The organism is Gilliamella sp. HK2 (assembly GCF_001690265.1).
GTDB classification, from domain to species: domain Bacteria; phylum Pseudomonadota; class Gammaproteobacteria; order Enterobacterales; family Orbaceae; genus Gilliamella; species Gilliamella apicola_C.
In genome coordinates this window covers 1-21,249 of the sequence record NZ_LZGV01000043.1, presented here as the reverse complement: position 1 = coordinate 21,249, position 21,249 = coordinate 1, and the positions used below count along the sequence as shown (strand labels likewise).

Annotated in this window: 27 protein-coding genes and 3 pseudogenes; 26 read left to right on the top strand and 4 right to left on the bottom strand. The window is 34.4% G+C overall.

The annotated features are described in order from the left end of the window. Positions 1 to 80 precede the first annotated feature (80 nt). Entirely contained in the window at positions 81 to 1,067 is a 987-nt protein-coding gene (gene ispB / locus A9G45_RS03675) for an octaprenyl diphosphate synthase (RefSeq protein ID WP_065567355.1), read from the bottom strand. A gap of 256 nt (positions 1,068 to 1,323) precedes the next feature. On the opposite strand from ispB, the gene A9G45_RS03670 reads away from it, so the two are divergent. Then, complete coding sequence (locus A9G45_RS03670) at positions 1,324 to 2,049, top strand: TonB family protein (protein WP_176701629.1); 726 nt, start codon at positions 1,324 to 1,326, stop codon at positions 2,047 to 2,049. Between the two features lie 57 nt (positions 2,050 to 2,106). Here the strand turns inward: A9G45_RS03670 and pepP are convergent, their stop codons facing one another. Beyond that, complete coding sequence (pepP, locus tag A9G45_RS03665; RefSeq protein ID WP_442903025.1) at positions 2,107 to 3,423, bottom strand: Xaa-Pro aminopeptidase; 1,317 nt, start codon at positions 3,421 to 3,423, stop codon at positions 2,107 to 2,109. A 35-nt stretch (positions 3,424 to 3,458) separates the two neighbouring features. Beyond that, positions 3,459 to 4,001, bottom strand: coding sequence for a UPF0149 family protein (locus tag A9G45_RS03660; protein WP_065567352.1), 543 nt, complete (start codon positions 3,999 to 4,001; stop codon positions 3,459 to 3,461). Positions 4,002 to 4,136: 135 nt separating this feature from the next. Here A9G45_RS03660 and A9G45_RS03655 point away from each other — a divergent pair, with 135 nt between their 5' ends. The 4 genes from A9G45_RS03655 to crr all read left to right on the top strand — a co-directional run bounded on the left by A9G45_RS03655 (position 4,137) and on the right by crr (position 7,157). Beyond that, positions 4,137 to 4,469 (top strand): hypothetical protein, encoded by a 333-nt coding sequence (locus A9G45_RS03655; protein WP_065567351.1) that lies wholly within the window; start codon positions 4,137 to 4,139, stop codon positions 4,467 to 4,469. A 136-nt stretch (positions 4,470 to 4,605) separates the two neighbouring features. Next, a complete protein-coding gene (gene ptsH / locus A9G45_RS03650; protein WP_065567350.1) occupies positions 4,606 to 4,863 on the top strand; it encodes a phosphocarrier protein Hpr in 258 nt (85 codons plus the stop codon). A gap of 53 nt (positions 4,864 to 4,916) precedes the next feature. Next, complete coding sequence (gene ptsI, locus A9G45_RS03645; RefSeq protein WP_065567349.1) at positions 4,917 to 6,644, top strand: phosphoenolpyruvate-protein phosphotransferase PtsI; 1,728 nt, start codon at positions 4,917 to 4,919, stop codon at positions 6,642 to 6,644. 9 nt (positions 6,645 to 6,653) lie between these two features. After that, positions 6,654 to 7,157 (top strand): PTS glucose transporter subunit IIA, encoded by a 504-nt coding sequence (crr, locus tag A9G45_RS03640; protein WP_065567348.1) that lies wholly within the window; start codon positions 6,654 to 6,656, stop codon positions 7,155 to 7,157. A gap of 81 nt (positions 7,158 to 7,238) precedes the next feature. Here the strand turns inward: crr and pgi are convergent, their stop codons facing one another. Beyond that, positions 7,239 to 8,888: a glucose-6-phosphate isomerase gene (pgi, locus tag A9G45_RS03635; RefSeq protein ID WP_065567347.1), complete on the bottom strand. Its 1,650-nt coding sequence runs from the start codon at positions 8,886 to 8,888 to the stop codon at positions 7,239 to 7,241. Positions 8,889 to 9,819: 931 nt separating this feature from the next. Between pgi and A9G45_RS03630 the strand changes: the two genes are divergently transcribed. From A9G45_RS03630 to A9G45_RS14710, 21 genes and pseudogenes are all read left to right on the top strand, one after another. After that, positions 9,820 to 10,161: a hypothetical protein gene (locus A9G45_RS03630; protein WP_065567346.1), complete on the top strand. Its 342-nt coding sequence runs from the start codon at positions 9,820 to 9,822 to the stop codon at positions 10,159 to 10,161. A 203-nt stretch (positions 10,162 to 10,364) separates the two neighbouring features. After that, positions 10,365 to 10,940, top strand: a complete 576-nt coding sequence (locus A9G45_RS14060) for an RHS repeat domain-containing protein (protein ID WP_141673592.1) — start codon at positions 10,365 to 10,367, stop codon at positions 10,938 to 10,940. A gap of 18 nt (positions 10,941 to 10,958) precedes the next feature. Then, positions 10,959 to 11,348 carry a hypothetical protein gene (locus tag A9G45_RS03620; protein WP_081297809.1) on the top strand — a complete coding sequence of 130 codons (390 nt, stop codon included), beginning with the start codon at positions 10,959 to 10,961 and terminating at the stop codon, positions 11,346 to 11,348. Between the two features lie 9 nt (positions 11,349 to 11,357). Further along, positions 11,358 to 11,675, top strand: coding sequence for a hypothetical protein (locus tag A9G45_RS03615; protein ID WP_065567344.1), 318 nt, complete (start codon positions 11,358 to 11,360; stop codon positions 11,673 to 11,675). Between the two features lie 197 nt (positions 11,676 to 11,872). Further along, a complete protein-coding gene (locus tag A9G45_RS14345; RefSeq protein ID WP_176701628.1) occupies positions 11,873 to 12,016 on the top strand; it encodes a hypothetical protein in 144 nt (47 codons plus the stop codon). Between the two features lie 157 nt (positions 12,017 to 12,173). Continuing rightward, on the top strand, positions 12,174 to 12,353 hold the full coding sequence (locus tag A9G45_RS14590; RefSeq protein WP_218057021.1) for a hypothetical protein: 180 nt from the start codon (positions 12,174 to 12,176) through the stop codon (positions 12,351 to 12,353). Positions 12,354 to 12,623: 270 nt separating this feature from the next. After that, positions 12,624 to 12,935 (top strand): RHS repeat domain-containing protein, encoded by a 312-nt coding sequence (locus A9G45_RS14585; protein WP_065567343.1) that lies wholly within the window; start codon positions 12,624 to 12,626, stop codon positions 12,933 to 12,935. Between the two features lie 143 nt (positions 12,936 to 13,078). Continuing rightward, entirely contained in the window at positions 13,079 to 13,261 is a 183-nt protein-coding gene (locus A9G45_RS03600) for a hypothetical protein (RefSeq protein WP_065567342.1), read from the top strand. A 90-nt stretch (positions 13,262 to 13,351) separates the two neighbouring features. Beyond that, positions 13,352 to 13,798, top strand: a complete 447-nt coding sequence (locus A9G45_RS03595; protein WP_065567341.1) for an SMI1/KNR4 family protein — start codon at positions 13,352 to 13,354, stop codon at positions 13,796 to 13,798. 283 nt (positions 13,799 to 14,081) lie between these two features. Continuing rightward, positions 14,082 to 14,248 (top strand): annotated as a pseudogene (locus A9G45_RS14915) (RHS repeat-associated core domain-containing protein); the annotation flags it as partial. A 110-nt stretch (positions 14,249 to 14,358) separates the two neighbouring features. Then, on the top strand, positions 14,359 to 14,580 hold the full coding sequence (locus tag A9G45_RS14575) for a hypothetical protein (RefSeq protein ID WP_065567340.1): 222 nt from the start codon (positions 14,359 to 14,361) through the stop codon (positions 14,578 to 14,580). Next, entirely contained in the window at positions 14,577 to 15,014 is a 438-nt protein-coding gene (locus A9G45_RS03585) for a type IV secretion protein Rhs (RefSeq protein WP_065567339.1), read from the top strand. The genes A9G45_RS14575 and A9G45_RS03585 overlap by 4 nt, the downstream gene beginning before the upstream one ends. 344 nt (positions 15,015 to 15,358) lie before the next feature. Continuing rightward, the gene (locus tag A9G45_RS03580; RefSeq protein WP_065567338.1) at positions 15,359 to 15,718 is read left to right on the top strand and encodes a hypothetical protein; all 360 of its coding nucleotides are present in this window, start codon (positions 15,359 to 15,361) and stop codon (positions 15,716 to 15,718) included. Between the two features lie 186 nt (positions 15,719 to 15,904). Further along, on the top strand, positions 15,905 to 16,660 hold the full coding sequence (locus A9G45_RS14570) for a GH-E family nuclease (RefSeq protein WP_218057019.1): 756 nt from the start codon (positions 15,905 to 15,907) through the stop codon (positions 16,658 to 16,660). A 546-nt stretch (positions 16,661 to 17,206) separates the two neighbouring features. Further along, entirely contained in the window at positions 17,207 to 17,566 is a 360-nt protein-coding gene (locus A9G45_RS03570; RefSeq protein ID WP_065567337.1) for a hypothetical protein, read from the top strand. A 20-nt stretch (positions 17,567 to 17,586) separates the two neighbouring features. Continuing rightward, a pseudogene (locus A9G45_RS14910) lies at positions 17,587 to 17,700 on the top strand (RHS repeat-associated core domain-containing protein); the annotation flags it as partial. Positions 17,701 to 17,964: 264 nt separating this feature from the next. Continuing rightward, complete coding sequence (locus tag A9G45_RS14335) at positions 17,965 to 18,213, top strand: hypothetical protein (RefSeq protein WP_065567336.1); 249 nt, start codon at positions 17,965 to 17,967, stop codon at positions 18,211 to 18,213. 213 nt (positions 18,214 to 18,426) lie between these two features. Beyond that, complete coding sequence (locus tag A9G45_RS03560; protein WP_065567335.1) at positions 18,427 to 18,876, top strand: SMI1/KNR4 family protein; 450 nt, start codon at positions 18,427 to 18,429, stop codon at positions 18,874 to 18,876. Between the two features lie 520 nt (positions 18,877 to 19,396). Then, complete coding sequence (locus A9G45_RS14905; RefSeq protein WP_218057027.1) at positions 19,397 to 19,525, top strand: RHS repeat-associated core domain-containing protein; 129 nt, start codon at positions 19,397 to 19,399, stop codon at positions 19,523 to 19,525. A 416-nt stretch (positions 19,526 to 19,941) separates the two neighbouring features. Then, positions 19,942 to 20,352 (top strand): hypothetical protein, encoded by a 411-nt coding sequence (locus A9G45_RS03555; protein ID WP_065567334.1) that lies wholly within the window; start codon positions 19,942 to 19,944, stop codon positions 20,350 to 20,352. A gap of 568 nt (positions 20,353 to 20,920) precedes the next feature. Beyond that, a pseudogene (locus A9G45_RS14710) lies at positions 20,921 to 21,174 on the top strand (transposase); the annotation flags it as partial. Positions 21,175 to 21,249 lie beyond the last annotated feature (75 nt).

Genomic DNA, 21,249 nt, shown 5'->3' with positions numbered 1-21,249 from the left:
TACAACGGGTGACAAAGCATTTTAAGTAGGCATGCACTTGAACATAAAATTAACTAATAACAGACTAGTTTATCTGTTAATTAGTTCTCTCTTTTTACTGACAATAAGGCAAGATCTTGTAATGCTTGTTTATAGGGTGAATCGGGTAAAATAGCGACAACATCAAACGCTTTTTGAGCCTCTTCTTGAGCGGTTTGTAACGTAAAATCTAGCGAACCACATTCATCCATGATTTGTAATATACGATCTAATAAATTTCGCCCATTACCTTGCTCTATTGCTTGACGAATTAAAGTTGCATCTTGAGCATTTTTAGTGTGGCGCATTGCATGTAAAAGCGGTAAGGTTGGTTTACCTTCGTTAAGATCATCGCCTAAATTTTTACCTAATTTTTGGTTGCTATCAGCGCTATAATCGAGTAGATCATCAATGATTTGAAAAGCTGTACCTAAATATTTGCCATATTCTTGCAAAGCAATCTCTTGTTGCTCGTTTGCACCAGCTAAGACCGCAGCAGAATGCGCGGTCGCCTCAAATAAACGTGCGGTTTTACGATAAATAACATCTAAATATTGTTCTTTCGTGATATCAGGATCGTTACAATTAATCAATTGTTGTACTTCACCTTCAGCAATCACATTTGTTGCCGCCGACATGATCGTCAATACTTTAAAAGATTCTGTACGCACCATCATTTGAAAAGAACGTGTATAAATATAATCACCAACAAGCACACTTGCAGCATTACCAAAAATTGCATTAGCGGTCGATTTACCACGGCGTAAGTCAGACTCATCAACAACATCATCATGCAATAAAGTGGCAGTATGAATAAATTCAATAAAAGCTGCTGTGATAATATGTTTATCGCCTTGATAGTGAAGTGCTTTAGCAATTAATAATGCAATAACAGGGCGTATGCGCTTTCCACCACTACTAATGATGTAATTACCTAACTGATTAATTAAAGCCACATCAGAACTAAGTTCTGCTTGTATAGCTTGATTTACTTTTATTAAATCGTCTTTAACAAGATCGAGTATTTGATTCATTGACGGAGTGTTCATCAGCCTAACCATTACAAATAATAGATATCTATTTTCTATTATCTGATAAATATCATGATGCAACAAGGTCTTATCTATCATATTTCAAAAAATGCTACAAATGATAAGCATTTTCATCTAGAATACTTAACTTAAGTTAAAAATGATTATTGCTATGAAGATTAACTTTGATATAGACATAGATAATGCTAAAGCTCCTTTGAGCCCTACGAAAAAGAAGCCTAAGAGTCGCTATATATGTACATCGGCTTCCGTAGTGTCACATCTTGTATTATTTGCACTACTGTTTAGCTCGGCCTTATTTGCTGAAAATATTGTTATTGATGAAGGCGATAATGCAATTAAAGCTGTTATGATCGATTTATCGCAATTGGCAGCTCCCGAGCAATCATTAGTAGAAAATACCCCCGATATTAAAGGTGTGGAAAATAGCGAACTTATTGATAATAAACCGATTGAAGAAATTCCCACTGATCCAGTTGTTGAACCAGAAGTTGTTAAAGAAGAAACAACCGCTCCTATTGTTGAAAAAATACCTAACAAACCTACTGTAGATTCCCAAAAGAACATCGTGGTGAAAAAAGAATCAAAACAGAAGAAACAACGCTCACCAGCCCCAAAAGCTTCACGTCAACAAGTCAGGCAAGAGGTTGCCAGTGAAAATGTCGCTAATACTTCCGTAGCTCCAAAGATTTCAGATAGTCAGCGATATTCAGGCAACCCTTCACCAATTAGACGAAATCAACCCGAATACCCACGGCGAGCGCTTGATATGCGTTTAGAAGGTTATGTGATTGCTATGTTTGATGTTAACAAAGATGGGCGGGTTGAAAATATTCGGATAATAGAGGCTAATCCTAATAATATTTTTAATCGTTCAGTAATCAACGCCATGAAAAGTTGGAAGTATCAACCAATTGCTAGCAAAGATTTAAAAATAAAAATTATCTTTAATCGCGATAAATCAATTAGTCTAGGTTAATAATGATGTCGATAGAAAAGCCATAACTTCAATTAAGAAATTATGGCAACGATACAACTAATAAGCAAATTTGTTTGCCATCAATTTTTCAATTTTTACTGGATCTTTGGGCACATCAGAGGTCAATACTTCATTGCCTGACTCAGTAATTAAAATATTATCTTCAATCCGAATACCTATGCCTTTATATTGTGCCGGCACATTTGCATCTTGGTTAATATAAAGCCCTGGCTCAACTGTTAATACCATACCAGGCTCTAAAATGCGGTTGCGATCACTACCAACATCATGCACATCTATGCCTAACCAATGTCCTAAACTGTGCATATAATAGTGAGTGTAGGCTTTGTTAGCAATTAAAGTATCTATATCTCCTTGCATAATACCTAATTTAACTAAACCTTCTACCATCGTTCTAATAACATGATTATTCACATCCATAATTGATGTGCCTGGCTTAAATAATTTAATAGCTTGATATTGCGATGCTAAAACAATGTCATAAATTTCACGCTGAGCTTGGCTAAATTTACCATTAATCGGAAAAGTGCGTGTAATATCTCCTGCATAGTATTGGTATTCACAACCCGCATCAATCAAAACTAAATCACCATCTTTTAACTGATCACTGTTATTTTCATAATGTAAAATGCAACCATTATTACCACTACCTACAATAGTATTATAAGACGGTGAGCGGGCGCCATGCCAAGCAAACTCATGTAAAATTTCGGCCTCTAATTGATATTCATGCATATTCGGTTGACATTTTTGCATAGCGCTAATATGAGCTTTTGCACTAATCTTGCAAGCTTGACGTAAAAGTTCTATTTCAAAATCTGATTTAACCATGCGCATTTCATGGACGATAGGACGCCAATCAATTTTACAATTAGGCGCAGATAAATTCATTCTACTACCTTGTCGTAAGGTGTTAATCGCATGATCCACAATACCATCTGCATATGCATACTGTTGATCAGCATGATAAACTGCCGTTTTACCATTTAATAAATCAGGTAATATCCTATCAATTTCATCAAATAAATATGCCTCATCAATAAATATAGTCTTTAATGCGGCTTGCTGCCCTAAACGGTAACCTGTCCATATTTCTGCCAAAGCATCTTTTTTGCGGTTAAATAATACATATTTCGGTGTATTATCCTTTTGTTTAATGACCACAAAAACCGCTTCTGGTTCGGCAAAAAGAGTAAAATACCAAAAATCACTATTTTGTCGATATGGGTAATGCGTATCATTACTACGTACAACTTCTGGAGCTGCAAAAAAAAGAGCAATACTATTTGGCACCATTTCGGCTAATAATTTCTCTCGCCGTGCCAAGAGTTCTGTTTTGATATCGGTGTTTATCATTATAATGGCCTTGAGGTATGTAATTACTATTATTAATGGATTGTTGGGCGAATATCTGGCTCATTAAATTCATCAAAACATAGCATCGAAGTTATGCGAACATACTCTTTTATTTCTTCAAAAGCAAAACCAAGTTCTTGCTGATCTTCATTTTCATCATAACCCAATTTAACAATTTGGCGAAGATCATAAATAGCCTCACCAACATCACCTTTGATGTGGTTAATTTTAGGTTGTACAAGTCCAATGCCAAGCAAGAAATGATTCACCCAGCCGACTAGATCATCAAGCTGCGCATATAAATCCTTATCACTTAGTAATAATTGGAAGCTGAAATCTTCTTCAAAGAATTGTTGTTTGGTAAGCGTATAAAGATGGCTTATTTTTTCATCTAATGATGCGGGCATTTTTTGACCATTGTTTAACATATCTTCAACCAATGGATGCCAACTTTCATCAAAATTACCGCCAGCTAATATGCCTGAAAGAAAACCGTGCAGTTCGGCTGCGGTAATACCTATTTTATTTTGAATTAGTTGACCATTAAATTCGTCATAATTAATCGCATTTGACATAAACTTCACCTTAGTCTTATTGCATCATAAAAAAATGTACTCTGCACTTTCTCTGATTATTAGTATATAATTATAAATAATAAACAGGTTCCTGCACTTTATAAAGGAATTATTTTGAACATTGTAGAATTAACCATGAAATTGTTTCTGCAGCTATTATTTTTTGTAGGATTATCATTATCATTAACTGCCTGTGGCTTATTTCTATCAAATAAAGGTATGATTGTCCTTGATGTGCGAAACAAAATACATACTAATGTAACAGGTCAAGATTTACCTAAAGCTTATAAATTAGGTGATAGTGAGCAAGAATTACAACGATTTGAAACTTTCTGTAGAGAAGAGATACGAGCATCACAGCTTGATGGTAGTGAAGAAATGGTTTTTGAAAATATAAAACATGGGATTCATGGACAGGTAGAATTTAAAAAATGCAGTGATAAGATCACGCGTATCTATCAGTATTGATCAAATATGACTATCTTAATAAATTAAGATAATACGATTGACCTAATATAAAAGATATATGAAATCTTACTAGCCTTTCAGGCTGTTTTTATTTATATTGGTCGCTAGAATGAAAATATTTTGGGAGTAAAATAATATGTATAAACAAGATGTAACCATTACAGCATCTAACGGTCTTCATACCCGCCCTGCTGCACAATTTGTTAAAGAAGCCAAAAACTTTAACGCAGAAATCACGGTCACATCTAATGGCAAAAGTGCAAGCGCTAAAAGCCTATTTAAATTACAAACATTAGCTTTATCACAAGGCACAACTATTACTATTGAAGCTGAAGGCGAAGACGAAAAAGAAGCTGTTGATCACTTAGTAAAATTAATTCCTGAGTTGGAATAAATAACTCCCGATTAGCTATGAATGGTTTTAAAATTGAATAAGGATTAAATGTTATGGTATCAGGTACACTTGTTTCCCCAGGTATCGCTTTTGCTAAAGCGCTATTATTAAAAGAAGAACCTATTGTTATTAGCAATAGACAAATTCTTGATAACAAGATTGACGCTGAGATTGAGCGCTTTAAGGAAGCTCGAGAAAAATCAAGCAAACAACTTCATGCGATCATGGAACGGGCGAAATCAACATTAGGAGAAGATAAAGCGGCCATTTTTGAAGGGCATATTATGCTTCTTGAAGATGAAGATCTTGAACAAGAAGTTATTTCTCGTATTCAAAGTAAGCACTCAAGCGCTGATGCTGCTGTTCAATCTGTTTTTGAAACTCAAGCTAAAGAGCTCGAAAATCTAGATGATGAATATCTAAAAGAACGCGCTGCAGATATTCGTGATATCGGTAAACGATTACTAAAAAATATTTTAGGTATTGAAATTGTTGACTTAAGTGCTATTAGCCAGCCATGTATTTTAGTTGCAACTGACTTAACGCCGTCTGAAACAGCTCAACTAAACTTAGAAATGGTATTGGGTTTTATTACTGATGCTGGTGGGCGCACCTCACATACCTCAATTATGGCTCGTTCTTTAGAAATCCCTGCTATCGTTGGCACATCTAATGCAACTCAAGCAATCAAACAAGGTGATTTCATTATTCTAGATGCGATCAATAATGCTATTTATATCAACCCAGATCACACTACTCAAGAAAAGTTAAAACAAGTTCAAGCTAAATACCTTAGTGACAAAGAAGAACTTGCTAAATTAAAAGATCTACCCGCTGTAACCCTTGACGGTCACCAAGTAGAAATTTGTGGCAATATTGGTACAGTACGGGATATTGCTGGTGCTGAACGTAATGGTTATGAAGGTGTTGGTTTATACCGCACAGAATTCTTATTTATGGATCGTGAAGCGTATCCTGACGAAGAAGAACAATTTAAAGCATATAAAGAAGTAGCTGAATCAACCAATGGCTTATCTGTGATTGTACGCACCATGGATATTGGTGGTGATAAAGATGTCCCATATATGCATTTACCAAAAGAAGAAAATCCATTCTTAGGTTGGCGAGCAATTCGTATCTGTTTAGATCGTAAAGAAGTGCTTCATGCACAATTACGTGCAATTTTACGTGCATCAGCATTTGGTAAATTGCGCATTATGTTCCCAATGATTATTTCTGTAGAAGAAATCCGCATATTAAAGTCTGAAATCAATATCCTTAAGGAACAATTAAATGCTGAAGGTAAAGCGTTTGATAAAAATATTGAAATTGGTGTAATGATTGAAACGCCAGCAGCCGCTGTAATTGCGCATCACTTAGCCAAGGAAGTCGATTTCTTTAGTATTGGAACCAATGACTTAACACAATATACGCTTGCCGTTGATCGTGGTAATGAATTGATTTCTCATCTTTATAATCCATTTTCACCTTCAGTACTAACACTAATCAAAAATGTTATAGATGCTTCTCATAAAGAAGGAAAATGGACTGGTATGTGTGGCGAACTTGCTGGTGATGAAAGAGCGACAATTTTATTACTTGGTATGGGGCTTGATGAATTTAGTATGAGCGCAGTATCAATTCCTAAAATTAAAAAATTAATTCGTAATACAAATTATGAAGAGGCGAAAAAATTTGCTGATACTGCATTAGAAAAAGCAACCGCCAAAGAAATTATTGATTTAATTGAAAATTACACTGCTGAAAAGCAAATTTGTTAGGAGACAATAATGGGTCTATTCGATAAAATTAAACAATTCGTATCCGATGATAATAAAAATGGCATCGAAATTATTGCCCCCTTAAGTGGCGAAATTGTCAAAATCGAAGATGTACCAGATGTGGTTTTTGCTGAAAAAATCGTTGGTGATGGTATTGCAATCAAACCTTCTGGTAACAAGATTGTTGCGCCATTAAATGGTAAAATTGGCAAAATATTTGAAACCAATCATGCTTTTGCTATTGAATCAGACGAAGGCATTGAGCTTTTCGTTCACTTTGGTATTGATACAGTAGAACTAAAAGGTGAAGGTTTTACTCGTGTTGCCGAAGAAGGCCAGCAAGTTAAAATTGGTGATACAATTATTGAGATTGATCTACCTCTACTTGAAAGTAAAGCCAAATCAGTATTAACACCTGTGGTTATTTCAAACATGGAAACTGTTGCCGAACTAACTAAGTTATCAGGCTCAGTTGAAGCGGGTCAAACACCGATAATGCGAGTTAAAAAGTAATAATCATTATTGATAAAAAAACCTTCAGTGGAAACTGAAGGTTTTTTCTTTATATTCAAGCACTTTATTTCTTGAGACTTCTTAACGCCACTTTTTATATTGGTTAATTAAGTTGTTTGTCGACTCATCATGAGAGCTCACTGGTTTATTGTCCGCTAGCTCAGGTAAGATACGTCCAGCTAATTGCTTACCAAGTTCTACCCCCCATTGGTCAAAACTAAAGATATTTAAAATAATACCTTGGGTAAAGATCTTATGCTCATACATCGCAACTAATGCACCAAGTGAATAAGGCGTAATTTTTTTGACTAAAATTGAATTGGTAGGTTTATTGCCATCAAACACTTTAAATGGTACCACGGATTTCACTTCATCAAGATTTTTGCCAGAAGCAATAAATTCTTGCTCAACCTGCTGTGCTGTTTTACCAAAAGCTAAAGCTTCAGTTTGTGCAAAAAAGTTGGACAATAATTTTGGATGATGATCACCAATAGGATTATGGCTAATCGCTGGCGCAATAAAGTCACAAGGAATCAGTTTAGTCCCTTGATGAATTAATTGATAAAACGCATGCTGACCGTTCGTACCTGGCTCACCCCAAATAATTGGACCAGTAGTATAGGCAGTTTTATTACCATTTCGATCAACACTTTTACCATTTGATTCCATATTCCCTTGTTGAAAATAAGCAGCAAAACGATGCATATATTGATCATAAGGTAAAATTGCTTCAGTTTCAGCACCACAAAAATTATTGTACCAAATACCAATTAGTGCCAATAATGCAGGTATATTTTTCTCGATTGGCGTACTTTGGAAATGCTTATCCATAGCATGGCCTCCAGCTAAAAATTGTTTAAAATTATCAAATCCAATTGATAATACAATTGATAAGCCAATAGCCGACCATGATGAATAGCGTCCGCCCACCCAATCCCAAAATTCAAACATATTAGCGGTATCGATGCCAAATTTTTCAACTTCCTTAGCATTAGTTGAAAGCGCAACAAAATGTAAAGCAACGGCTTTATCATTTTGAGCTGCATCAAGTAACCATGCTCGTGCCGTTTGAGCATTAGTCATGGTTTCTTGAGTGGTAAAAGTTTTAGATGCTACTAAAAATAATGTGGTTTCAGGATTCAAATTTTTAAGCGCTTCAACAATATGGGTACCATCAACATTAGAAACAAAATGCATATTTAAGTGGTTTTTATAGGGGCGTAACGCTTCGGTAATCATATGAGGACCAAGATCTGAACCACCAATTCCAATATTTACAACATCAGTGATCGCTTTTCCAGTATAACCTTTCCATTCGCCACTAATGATTTTTTTACTGAATGATTCCATCTTTGCCAATACTGCATTAACATCATCCATCACATTCTTACCATCAACATAAATTGGGGTGTTTGATACATTACGAAGTGCGACATGCAATACAGCACGATCCTCTGTACGATTAATTTTTTCACCACTATACATAGCTTTAGTTGCACCAGCTAGATCGCATTCATCAGCTAATTTATAGAGTAGTTCTAACGTTTCTTGCGTTATCCTATTTTTGGATAAATCAACCAAAAACTCATCTTCAAAAGGAATGCTGAGATTTTCAACTCGTTTAGCTTCCTCTTTTAATATTTGCGCAATTGTTTTGCTGTGATGTTTTTCATAGCTAGCTTGAAGAGATTTCCAAGAATGGGTCGTAGTTGGATCAATTGACTTTAACATAACTTATTCCTTAAATAATATGACTCTACATCCATAATATAACTATGCCCAGCATGATGCAAGATAAGGATCTTATCGGATAAATTAAGTGTTATTGAAAATAATTGATATTGGATAGGCTATGCTCATTCAAATAACTTTTTTAAGGGGCAAGATAAATTTAACTCCAAAAAAGGCAAAGTATATGAATCAACAAAAACGCCCAAGACAAACTTTCAGCGCTGATTTCAAATCGCGAATGATGAAACGTTATCTGCAAGGGGAAATCACGCAATGATTTGGTCAAAAAATAGGATCTCACACCATTTGCTTTAGAACGCTGGATAAATCAATCTAGTAAAAGTAACTCATTTAGCTCTAAGGGTAATCGCACTCCAAAACAAAATGAATTAATGGCCTTACACAAAAAGCTTAAACAGCTGCGTATGGAAAACGAAATCCTAAAGCAGGCTGCACTAACAATAGCGCGAAAATCAAAATTCTAAAAAATAATCAACATCGTTATCCTATTGTGTCATTATGTCGCTACTTAGGAATATCAAGGCATCATGCCTAATATCAGTGCAAAGCTACAAAATATAAACCTACCTCATATTATGCAGAAGAAATATTGACGGCCTACAATTGTAGCTGTCAATCTTATAGCTCTAGGTGAATTCATTTTGCCTGAGAACAATTAGCCATCTGCGTTTCGCGTTGTCACATTGTTCGGGTAATGAAGTCACTATCATTGACATCTAAGTGTACAGTTAAACGTTACCAAATACATCAAACCGCAATTTTGTTTTTTGAATAGGTGTTGCCATTCCAAGTTGTATGAATTAGTGTAACCTATTCAAGATCGGCGAAGCTGGAGTGATTTTGTGAAAAATAAAAATACCAATCAATTAACACAATTAGATGATGTATCAACTGTTATTGGAGTAAAGTAATGAGCAAAATTGATTTTACCTTACATAATGTTCCATTATTACTTACGAGAAATAAAAGTAAGCAATGGCAAGAGGATATTATTCAAAGTTCAACAGCCTTATTAAACTTTTTAAAAAATAATGAATTATTAATTGGTCTTGAACCTTTTGATGATACAGGAAAATTAAAAACTGATACTGTTATTAAAATGTCAAACGTTACTCAAGAAGGCTTAGAATTATTCAAAACTACAGTAGATGAATGGTATAAATATCTCGCTAAAAGTACAGTTCCCGATAAGTATAAAAATATAAGCCGCCTAGAAAAAGGTTTAGCTAAAATTCGAAAAACTAAAAGATAATGTTCCAATAAGATAATTGTATGTACTAGCTCAAACTCTAATGATTAGCATAATTCTTAATGTAACAACCTCAACCGACTGATGAGCAAAAAACACAGCAGACACGGGCAGACCGATTACTATTATGATCGCACCGGAAAAATTGTAGGCTGTCGCAATCAAAGATACGGGAAACCCTGCAATATGATGTCACCGCAAACATATTGGATCGCAAATACAGAGAAGAATACAGCAACCACAATCTGATCCGCTGTAACCAGCTCCTGAATTTCAGAGGAAACCAATACAGCTACGGCCAGTACGACCGAACCCAAACAGAACAGACCATCGACGCAACCCAGCACTACCACTACGGCGCCAAACACCGTCTGAGCGAAGTACGCATCGAACAAACAGACCGCAGCCAGCGTTACGGCTACGTCTACGACGCCCTTGGCCAACGTATCGAAAAACATCAGCTAGACAGCGCAGGTAAACCCTACAACCGTACCCTCTTTCTGTGGGACGGGTTAAGAATGATTCAGGAAACCTGCACGAATCACCCCACCAACCTGTATATCTATACCGACCTGAACGGCTGTCCGGAAGAGCTTACCGGTGCAAACGGCGAAATACTGTGGGAATGCAGCTTTCAGCTCTGGGGGAAACGGATTCATGAAATCGAACACGAGCCCATAGAGCAAAACCTCAGATATCAGGGACAATATTTAGACAGAGAAACCGGCTTACATTACAATACCTTCAGGTATTATGATCTGGATATAGGCCACTTTACCTAGCCTGATCCGATAGGACTGTTGGGTGGCTTTAATCTGTATCAGTATGCGCCTAATGGGTTGACTTGGGTGGATCCGTGGAGGGGGTGGAGTTGTAAACCAAAGAAATCTAAGCATGCTCTTCAACGTCATAAAGAAGGTAGACCTGTAGGCCAAACTATTAATGATCTTCAAAATGCCCGCCCGAGTGATATATTAAGACAATCTGATGGTCGTTGGGTTATATTAGAACCAAAGGGCAGAGCTCATATAATAGGAAAAGATGGTTCTGAGATTATTACTTCGATAAGAGAGATATCTAAGAAAAACGTTCAGCATAGAATGAATCGAAATACTAACTGGTGGCAAACATTAACGCAAAGTGAATTTGATGGGTTCAAAAATATATTTGGTGATTATGTGAAGTTTTAGGGAGAAAAAATGTATTTATTAGAACATATAAATCCTTCAGGAACTGTAAATCAATTTCATATTGATGTCTCTGAAGATGGATTAATGATTTATGAGTCATGTATTAACTATGTCTTAGAAAATTGTAGTGATGAGGACATTTACAGAATTACTGGTTGCGAGAATAAGGAAGCTTTAAAAGAAATACAAAAAAATATTATAACTATTTTATACTATTATGCCGCAAAGGATTTATTGCTACCTCGATATATTGATCCCCAGAATAGGTATATAGATCCAAATGAATTATCATGGATAGGAATAGATATTGATAGATTAAATAAATAGATTAGTATTTAGATAGAAAATTGAAAGACCCATTCTATATTATTTTGTGTATTTGCCAGTTAAAGGTAGCGGTTGATTCTGTCATCAAATTCTAAAAAATGAACGGGTGCCAAACCAGTTAAAATCCTATAACAGGTGAACGACGTAGAGTCGACTTTGTGGTTTAAAAGTACGATGGGAAATGGCATCCTTATGAGGTGACCAGCAAAACTGCTTCTAAGCAACAGCAATTAGCAAAAAAGGCGCGAGTACGTGGTAATAGTGGTACTTTTGTGAAGAATAAAAGTACCAAAGAGTTAATTGAAGTTGAAGATTTATCAACAGTGATAAGGACAGAATAATGAAGATATTGAATTACATAATATTCCAATGCTATTAAATGCTAATAAAAGTAAAGAATATTGAAGCCAAATAATAAAATCGGCTACTAGCTTATTAAATTTTTTTAAAGAGAATCAATTATTAATTAATGTTGAACCATTTGATTTAGAGGGAAATTTGAAAACTGATTTTGTACTAATGAAATCATCTGTTACAGAAGATGGTTTTGAATTATTTAAGAAAGACGTACAAGGTTGGTTTCTTTATTTAGATAGAAGTGTAGCAGAAAATAAATTTGAAAATATCAGCCGTCTGGAAAAAGGTTTAGCTAAAATTAGAGAATTAAAGAATAGATAAAATTAAGCTTAAGCGAAACACACATTGAACAATCAGGCCGCAGCCAGCGTTACGGCTACGTCTACGATGCCCTTGGCAGGCATATCGAAAAACATCAGCTAGACAATGCAGGCAAACCCTACAACCGTACCCGCTTCCTGTGGGACGTGTTAAAAATAATTCAGAAAATCAGTCCGAATCAGCACAACAGGTTGTATATCTACACCGGCCAGAACAACTACGAACCACTGGCACATATAGATAAAAAGGGGTAATGCCCCCGAAAAAGTCATGTATTTCCACATCGATCTGAACGGTGCACCGGAAGAGCTTACCGATGCAAACGGCGAAATACTGAGGGAATGCAGCTTTCAGCTATGGGGAAAACGGATTCATGAAATCGAACATGAATCCATAGAACAAAACCTCAGATATCAGGGACAATATTTGGACAGAGAAACCAGCTTACATTACAATACTTTCAGGTATTATGATCCAGATATAGGTAGATTTACTCAGCCGGATCCGATTGGGTTGCTGGGCGGGTTTAATCTGTATCAGTATGCGCCTAATGAGTTGATTTGGATTGCTTTTTGGGGTTAAGTTGTAATGCTATTAGCAATCCGGCAAATCTAGCTAAGGCATATAGAAAAGCTCTTGGAAGAAATTCTGGTTAAATAGGCAAAGGCAGAAATATAGCCACATCAAATTACAATATCGATGTTAATGGAAGATCCCTTAATGGCATGGCCGATGCAATTAGTGGTCAGAGATCTATATCAGGTTTTGTTAATATACCAGATTCAAATAATAGATTGTTTACAACAGTTAACCATCCACGTGCTTTTGATTCAGAAGTAAAAGCTCTTGAACATATTGGTAGCAAGATAAACCCCAATGCTAAAGGAACCATTGATCTTTTCTCATAACTTCCAACATGTAAATCATGCCTAGGAGGCATTAAACAGTTTGAAACTAGGTTCCCAAGCGTAAAAACAAATAGGCTTACAGGTGATTAAATGAATAAAAACAAATACATTCATATGATTGATAGTTTTATTTCTTTTTTAGAAAAAAAAGGGATTTCTGTTTTAGGCTGTAATGTAGAGCAGATAGCGCAACTGGAAAAAAAATATGGAAAGCTTCCTCAGTTTTATAAATTATATCTTGAAAAATTAGGATGTTATGCTGGTGATTTTAAGGCTGATACATGGATACTTTATTCTGATCTTGATGATATTAATGAAGAAACTATAGAATTAATGCATCAAAATAAAATAATTCCACCTAAAAATATGTTTGCCTTTTTAATGCACCAAGGATATACCACTTTGTTCTTTACTAATAGAAATATAGATGATCCGAAAGTTTATTGTTATACAGAATGTGAAGATATAGATGATATAAATAAAACTTTTAGCTTATGTCTAGAATCTGATATTAATGAGTATGTTAAATATGCTTAATTCATTAATTTGTTGTCTTAAATAAAAATATATGAAATGCAATATCCGATATACTCTATAGACTTAGAGTAATTAATATGATCTTAGCTTTTTTACCTTTATCAAATATTGATGGAAATAAACTATCGGTGGCATCGAATAATAAGAAAATCCAGTTACCAAATAATGTTTTTTCATATTTTAAGAGATGACAAGAGTGTACGCTGCAAACAATGACATCATCTAGGAATGCAACTATCTGCTCTGGGGGATGAAACAGATTCAAGAAATCGAACACATACCAATACAACACAACCTTAGATATCAGGGACAATATTTAAACAGAAAAACAGGCTTACATTACAATACATTCAGCTATTATGATCCGGATATAGCTACTTTACCCAACTAGACCCGATAGGTTTAGCCGACAATATTAATCTTTATCAGTATGCACCTAATGGATTGGGTTGATCCGTGATGAGGGATTAGTGGATCAACTAAAGATTGATATCAACAAGCAAGAAATAACGCCTTGAAGTGACAGGAAAAAAGAGGTTTTTAAAGCTGAAAAATTTAATATGGGAAGATTTGATTCTACAAAAGAAAAGCCCATTGGAATGACTTCTGCTGATGGAAAAACTGGATTTAGGATTGAGTATGATGAAAGAAGTGGTGCTAATATAAGCGTATTTAGTGGAAAAAAGAAAGGAGAACATTTTTTATTTGATGTTATAAAACCAATAGTAACTAAACTTCAAGACCTATTTAATCTTGCTTCTAAGCACCGGAGAGACTCATGACTCTTGATGATGAAATAAAAATGAAACTTTCGCTATTATCAGAACCACCAGAACTGGTTGATAATTGGGAAAATATTGCACATAAATTATCCAGCTCTTTTGACTGGAAAGGAACCAAAATTGATTGGTCAAAAACTCTTAAACACAAAAGCAATCAACTTTTTGGAAGTTATTCCAGTTGGTTATCCACAATAAGAAAATTTATTGTAGATAATGATATATTTACTAAAATTAGAGAAAGCGGGGATATTTACTATATAAATGATTCCTCTTTAAATTTTGCAGTACATTTAAAATTTAATCAATTTGATAGTTTCCTTGCTCTTGCTATAGAAAATATTCCTCAACATCATTATTTTTTTGATTCTTCAAATAAATGGTGCCTTGTTATAAGTTCTGAAGGGTTTATTGATTTTGGATTATCACTAAAATAATCTGTTTAATTTTATTGTCTGAAAATATTTACGATAAAAAAGAGTTTTCTTTTTAAACAATAGCAATTAAAACTTACCGGTATTTACGGCACAGTTCTTTAAGGCAATACAGCCTCAGCTTCTGTTAAAATAGCTACGATTTAATGTTCAACCATTTTTTCATCATTAAATCCCCCTTTTACTTTTATCATAGAGAATTTTCTACTTTTTTGCTGTACTATTTTATGAGTTAGTTACAGTATAAAACGTATGCCTGCGGTTTGGGCAACTAAATCTGATTTGAAGTCAATTAACTTAAACAATATATTTTCAACAACAACTGGTGGGATAGAGATAAAAGTAAGATGCTAACAGTACATAATCAGGCTATTGAGACAATATATGGAGAAATATATGGAAGAGACGCTTTAATATTAAAAGACGTCATATTAAATATGTTTCCCCTAGAATTAAAGGTAATAGCTTCTTTGGAATTATCGCTTTGCCAACCAAGTAAAGGACTAGAAGGAGAGGCTTTAATTTATTTTAAATTTGAAAATATAAAGAGCTTAAATATTACAATGATTGATGAATCAAGTTATCAGCCAATGATGATATCATGCTTCGATAAAATATTCGATAAAGAGAAAGATGAGCATTATATTTTAAGTACTTATGATCATGTTTTTGATGTTATTGGCCAATGTGAAGTAAGCTACAAATAGTTATTAAAATCAGGATTGATATTTAAAATCTTTCCGATTTTATTTGCTGTTTATTCTATGGCTAGTAATAGCAGAAATTAATCTTAGCTTGAATCAAAAACTCAGCAAATAAAAACAGACCAATTACCGCTATGACGAGCACTACAGATTAGCTTGGGGGGATTAAGTAGTTACCATCTTAGATTCATGGGAAGAATACCAAGCAAGAAAAGCAAAACAGGACAGGAAGTTATTGAAAGAATGCTCACTAAGGGTCGCATTCGTGATAGCGGTAACAACATGAAATTCAAAAATTCAACTAATAACCAATGGTATTATGTTCAAGATGCTGATATGGCACATTTAAAAGATGCCGTTAAATATTGGAATCAGAAAGGTAAGTGTCATAGGTCTAAATCTAAGAAAGTAAGATCATTCATGAGAGATTTAGATAATTATAAATTAGAATATTTTGGTCATAATCCTTCTCAAGGAGCATTTTTAACAAGTAAGGTTATAAAGATGAAAACACTATCTGATAATAAATTGGAAAAAGAAATAATTGCTATAGTAGAAATTGGTAATCAATATCATGACAAGAAAGATTTTACCAATGCCTTAAATAAATATAATGATGCTTGGCAATTACTTCCCGAACCAAAGCTAGATTGGGAAATAGCTAGCTGGATTTCAAAATGTATATATAGTGCTTATTTTGACTTATCAGATTTTATTACTGCTAAAAAATGGGGTGTAATTTCATTACAAATAAGGGGATCTAATATAAATACGGGGCCTTTAATTAATCTAGGAATGGTTTGTTATGAATTAGACCAGTTAGAGGAAGCATATAAATACTTTGATGAGGCTTATAAATATGGTAAAGCGCGAGCATTCCAGGAAAGGCAAAAAAAATATATAAACTTTTATTTAAAAGAGGCAAAAAGAAAAAATAATTTATAACTGTCGACATTAAAAAGCAAACAAACCAACGGCGCTACTCAGTACTACAGCTACAACACCTCCCCCCTATAATCGTAATCGTTTCCTATGGGGCGGCTTAACAATAATTCAGGAAACCAGCCCGAATCAGTACAGTAGCCTGTATATTTATACCGACCAAAGTACGAATCACTGGCAAGTAGAGATAAACGAAGTAATCAACCACAAAGGGTAATATACTTCCACACCAACCTGAACGGTTATCAGAAAGAGCTTATCGATACAAACAGCATCAGGAAATCCTAAGTTCTATGATTTTAGTGAAGTAAATAATGCAACTGATATGATTAATCCAAGTTAAACAGGCAAACAAAGTTTAAGTGGCAGTCAAGTTCCTTTACCTGTTGACCCAAACGAGGTATTTGTAAATACTATTACAAACTTGGATAAATTGCCTAATAGACTTGCAGCGATTAATGATCATGGTTCTCATATATTCAAGCAAAAACATGACATTTGATGAATATCAGAAATTGCTTAATCAAATTAAATGGGATTAGCTTATAAATGACAAAACTTATTGTTAATGAAAAAGAGGCATTTGCAGATTTGAAAAGAATAATGCAATCATGGGATGTGAATGAAAACAATACATCACAGAAATTAATAGATTTATTTTTAAGGAAATTAATACAATCTAAATGGGATAGAGAAAAGATATATAAATTTGCATTTTTATATATAAAAAATAATTTATCCGATTCAGATTACGATAACATTCCCGAGGCCGCTTTTGACTATTTGGATGACATAAAATCATCGATTATTGGTCATTGTAGTTATGATTCAATTTTGAAATTTCCTAATGAACCAAAAAATAAAAATGAACTAATAAGTTATGTCAGAGGTGAAAAATGGAAAAATTGATGTTCTAAAAATAAATTAAATTACTCTATAGTATCTTCAGGTACTATGATCCGGATATAGGACGCTTTACCCAACTGGATCCAATAGGATTAGCTGGTGACTTTAATCTGTGTCACTATGCACCAAATGGATTGGCTTAGGTTGATCCTCTTGGGTGGAGTTGTTTGTTATTTCAGGGGTTCAAAAAAGGGGAACCTGTTTCTTTTAAAGCAAAACTAGGAGAGTATAAAATTGGTAAATCAGCGTTTAGTAAAGACAACACGCGGTATTTCTGTTTTTGATAATCCTACTAGTGTATCTAGTAAAGGGTTTATTCCTCATAAAATATGATATGACTACTATTAGCGATAATTTGAAAATTATCAGGTTGCGCTATCAAAAATACAGGTATTAGATTAATGAATATTATATTTCCTGATTGGTATGACAATTTGTTTCAACTTGAATGCGAATCTAAAGGAGTTGTATTAAATTTTGAAGTTACAGTAAATGGAAATACATACACATTCAATTTTTATGATCCGATACGGTTTATTCAAGATGCAGAAGATCAAATATCTGATATAGGGTATTTTAAAGATGAATATGCGGTAATCCTTAAAAAGGTAACAAAAGATAATATTATCAGATACTTATTATCAATTTAGTTTATAATTAAAATTTTTCAACAAACCTGTCATATCTAAATTACCTTTGCTCATATTGACATAAGAAAGCTAAAGTATTTTTCGGCTTTATCTATCTGGAATCATAAAGATTAAAGAATATAATGTCAGCAGAATTTTAATTATTTTTTAATGATGAAAAATAAAAGAATATTGTAAATTAAGGCATTGGATTTTATGTGAGGTAATAGCTATATGGGTGATATTAAAAATCTTGTTACGCGTTTAAATCATGGCGCTCAAGACGAAGTATATTGGCTTGGAGCTTGTGATGAATCACAAATTAATATACTTGAAAATAAGCTAAATTTGTCATTACCAAATGAATTAAAAGAATTTATTTTATTGGTTGGTGGCGGAGGGGTTGTTGGTGAAGAAATATCAGGCATAGTTGATAATAATGCCTTGGCTGAGTCTGGAGGAGCTATCTATTATGATACTTGTCAATGTCGAAATGAATACTCATTACCATTAGATATGGCAGTTATTTATTTTAAAGATGACGATGTATGTTGCTGTGTTGATTGTAGGAAAAATACTTATGGACAAATAGTTAATTATGATCTCTTCTCAAGAAAAATATCAAACGTCCTTGCACCGTCATTCAGATGTTTTTTTGAAGAATATGTAAACTTACGGACGTAAATTAAGACTGCCGCAACCACAACCTGATGCGTTTTAATCATCTACTTAAATTCAGAGATCAGAGCTATAGCTATCACCCGTATGGCAGCGTCAAAAGCAAACAAAACAACGACGTAACCAGCACTACAGCTTACAATGCCGAACATCGCCTAAGCAAAGCACGCATCGAACATTCAGGCCACAACCAGCGTTACGGCTATGTCTACGACGCCTTAGGTCGACGTATCGAAAAACATCAGCTAGACACAAGTGGAGATCAACCCTACAACCGTACCCACTTCCTGTGGAATGGCTTAACAATGATCAGGAAACCAGCCAGAACCAGCACAGTAGCTAGTATATCTACACAGACCAGAAACAACTGCAAACCACGAGCAAGCATAGATAAAAGAGGCAGCGAAGATGAAGAAATAGCCTACTACCACACCGACCTTAACCGTTCTCGGAAGAGCTTAACGATGCAAACGGTGAAATATTGTGGAAATGTAGCTGTCAGCTATGGGGTAAATGATTTCAGGAAATTGAGCAAGAATCAATAGAGCAAAATCACAGATATCAGGAACAATATTTAGACAGGGAAACTGGTTTATATTACAATATGTTCAGGAGCTATGATTCGGATATAGTAGATTTACCCAGCCAGACCTGATTGGGTTACTAGGTGGCTTTAATCGGTATCAGTATGCGCCTAATGGGTTGGCTTAGACCGTTCCGTAGGAGGAATTGCAATTTATTACAGGCAATTAAGCACATTAAAAAGCAGCTAACTAAAGGAAAATAAGCTCTTATAAGAGTACGAAATAAAGCTGATGCAGAAGAAATATTGAGAGCGTTAATTTCCGCGAACGAAAAACATCCTCAACACAAAGGATATATGGATACCACTAAATCAAGAACATTTTGCCCACAAAAAGATGCATCTGACTGATTACCTCGTCCATTTAGTAGAAAAAGGAGCTTATCATTGGGATGAATTTAATCCAAATGAGAAAATTAGAGATCATGCTTCTGAAAGTGCGCATTTGCTAATTCACATCTATAACAGTCGAATTATTAGAATATTTTATGAATAAGAAAAAATACAATAATCCTTACCATCCATTTCCCTATGAAATGAAAGGGCAATTCTTTGAAAGATTAGAAGAAAATAAAACTCGTTTTATTGAGATTTATTCTATTGAATATGCAAAACCTGGGGATGACGACGAATGGGAATTTTCCTTGTATTCGCTTTATATAGATCAACTTATAAGACCAATAATAGATGAGAAAGAAGTGTTTTTTTTATATAAGCTCCGTACATATTATGCAGATCCTGCATTAACTGATAATGATAATGCATTCAATCAATCAATAACTTCATTTGAACAATATGTTTTTTCTAATTTCGATGAATTATTAGAATATATTGAACAACGATGGAGAATAGGATTAAGTGATTTTGTTCCAATTAATAAAACACATATACCTTATTAAAAAATAAAAATATTTGTATAAAGATACTAAATTATTAATTGAAGTTGAAAATTTATCAACAGTGATAAGGGTAGAGCAATGAAGATATTGAATTACATAATATTCCAATGCTATTAACTGTTAATAAAAGCAAAGAATATCGACACCAAATAATAAAATCGGCCACTAGCTTATAATAGATAAAATTAAGCTTAAGTGAAACACACATCAAACAATCCGATCACAGCTAGCGTTACGATTATACCTACGACACTTTATGCCTCTGTATCGAAAACATCAGCTAGGCACAACGAAGACCAACCCTACAACCGTACTCGCTTCCCATGGAATAGCTTAAAAATGATTCAGAAAACCAGCTAGAATCAGCACAGCAGCCAGTATATCTACACAGACCGGAAGCAACTACAAACCACAGGCACGCATAGGCAAAAGAGGCAGTGGAGATGGAAAAAACAGTCTACTTCCATACCCGATTGGATTGCTGTATTCATTATACGTGTAACTATCCCCTAAAATAGTACAGCAAAAAAGTAGAAAATTCTCTATGATAAAAGTAAAAGAGGATTTAATGATGAAAAAAATGACTGAACATCAAATCGTCGCTATTTTAAAAGAAGCAGAGGCAGGTATTCCCGTTAAAGAGTTGTGCCGTAAATATGGCATGGGTAATTCAACTTTTTATAAATGGCGGGAAAATATGGCGGTATGGAAACTTCAGACATCAAACGTCTAAAAGAACTCGAAGCGGAAAACCGCAAGCTTAAGCAGATGTTTGCCGAACTGAGCTTAAAATCCCAGCTTCAGGAAGAAATCATAAAAAAGCTTTAGTGCCCACAAAGGTACGTAAAACGTGGGCGCAGCAACTACAAAAAAATCATTCAGTCACTATTACGATGA

Bases quoted from the DNA above. Each gene is read 5' to 3' on its own strand.
- A9G45_RS03580 (WP_065567338.1), top strand. From the start codon at position 15,359: ATGCTAACAGTACATAATCAGGCTATTGAGACAATATATGGAGAAATA.
- A9G45_RS03555 (WP_065567334.1), top strand. From the start codon at position 19,942: ATGAATAAGAAAAAATACAATAATCCTTACCATCCATTTCCCTATGAA.
- A9G45_RS03585 (WP_065567339.1), top strand. From the start codon at position 14,577: ATGACTCTTGATGATGAAATAAAAATGAAACTTTCGCTATTATCAGAA.
- A9G45_RS03560 (WP_065567335.1), top strand. From the start codon at position 18,427: ATGGGTGATATTAAAAATCTTGTTACGCGTTTAAATCATGGCGCTCAA.
- crr (WP_065567348.1), top strand. From the start codon at position 6,654: ATGGGTCTATTCGATAAAATTAAACAATTCGTATCCGATGATAATAAA.
- A9G45_RS03595 (WP_065567341.1), top strand. From the start codon at position 13,352: ATGAATAAAAACAAATACATTCATATGATTGATAGTTTTATTTCTTTT.
- ispB (WP_065567355.1), bottom strand. From the start codon at position 1,067: ATGAACACTCCGTCAATGAATCAAATACTCGATCTTGTTAAAGACGAT.
- A9G45_RS14570 (WP_218057019.1), top strand. From the start codon at position 15,905: ATGGGAAGAATACCAAGCAAGAAAAGCAAAACAGGACAGGAAGTTATT.
- A9G45_RS03600 (WP_065567342.1), top strand. From the start codon at position 13,079: ATGGCCGATGCAATTAGTGGTCAGAGATCTATATCAGGTTTTGTTAAT.
- A9G45_RS03570 (WP_065567337.1), top strand. From the start codon at position 17,207: ATGACAAAACTTATTGTTAATGAAAAAGAGGCATTTGCAGATTTGAAA.
- A9G45_RS03655 (WP_065567351.1), top strand. From the start codon at position 4,137: ATGAAATTGTTTCTGCAGCTATTATTTTTTGTAGGATTATCATTATCA.
- A9G45_RS14335 (WP_065567336.1), top strand. From the start codon at position 17,965: ATGAATATTATATTTCCTGATTGGTATGACAATTTGTTTCAACTTGAA.
- A9G45_RS03615 (WP_065567344.1), top strand. From the start codon at position 11,358: ATGTATTTATTAGAACATATAAATCCTTCAGGAACTGTAAATCAATTT.
- pgi (WP_065567347.1), bottom strand. From the start codon at position 8,888: ATGTTAAAGTCAATTGATCCAACTACGACCCATTCTTGGAAATCTCTT.
- ptsH (WP_065567350.1), top strand. From the start codon at position 4,606: ATGTATAAACAAGATGTAACCATTACAGCATCTAACGGTCTTCATACC.
- A9G45_RS14585 (WP_065567343.1), top strand. From the start codon at position 12,624: ATGTATTTCCACATCGATCTGAACGGTGCACCGGAAGAGCTTACCGAT.
- ptsI (WP_065567349.1), top strand. From the start codon at position 4,917: ATGGTATCAGGTACACTTGTTTCCCCAGGTATCGCTTTTGCTAAAGCG.
- A9G45_RS03660 (WP_065567352.1), bottom strand. From the start codon at position 4,001: ATGTCAAATGCGATTAATTATGACGAATTTAATGGTCAACTAATTCAA.
- A9G45_RS14575 (WP_065567340.1), top strand. From the start codon at position 14,359: ATGGGAAGATTTGATTCTACAAAAGAAAAGCCCATTGGAATGACTTCT.
- A9G45_RS03630 (WP_065567346.1), top strand. From the start codon at position 9,820: ATGAGCAAAATTGATTTTACCTTACATAATGTTCCATTATTACTTACG.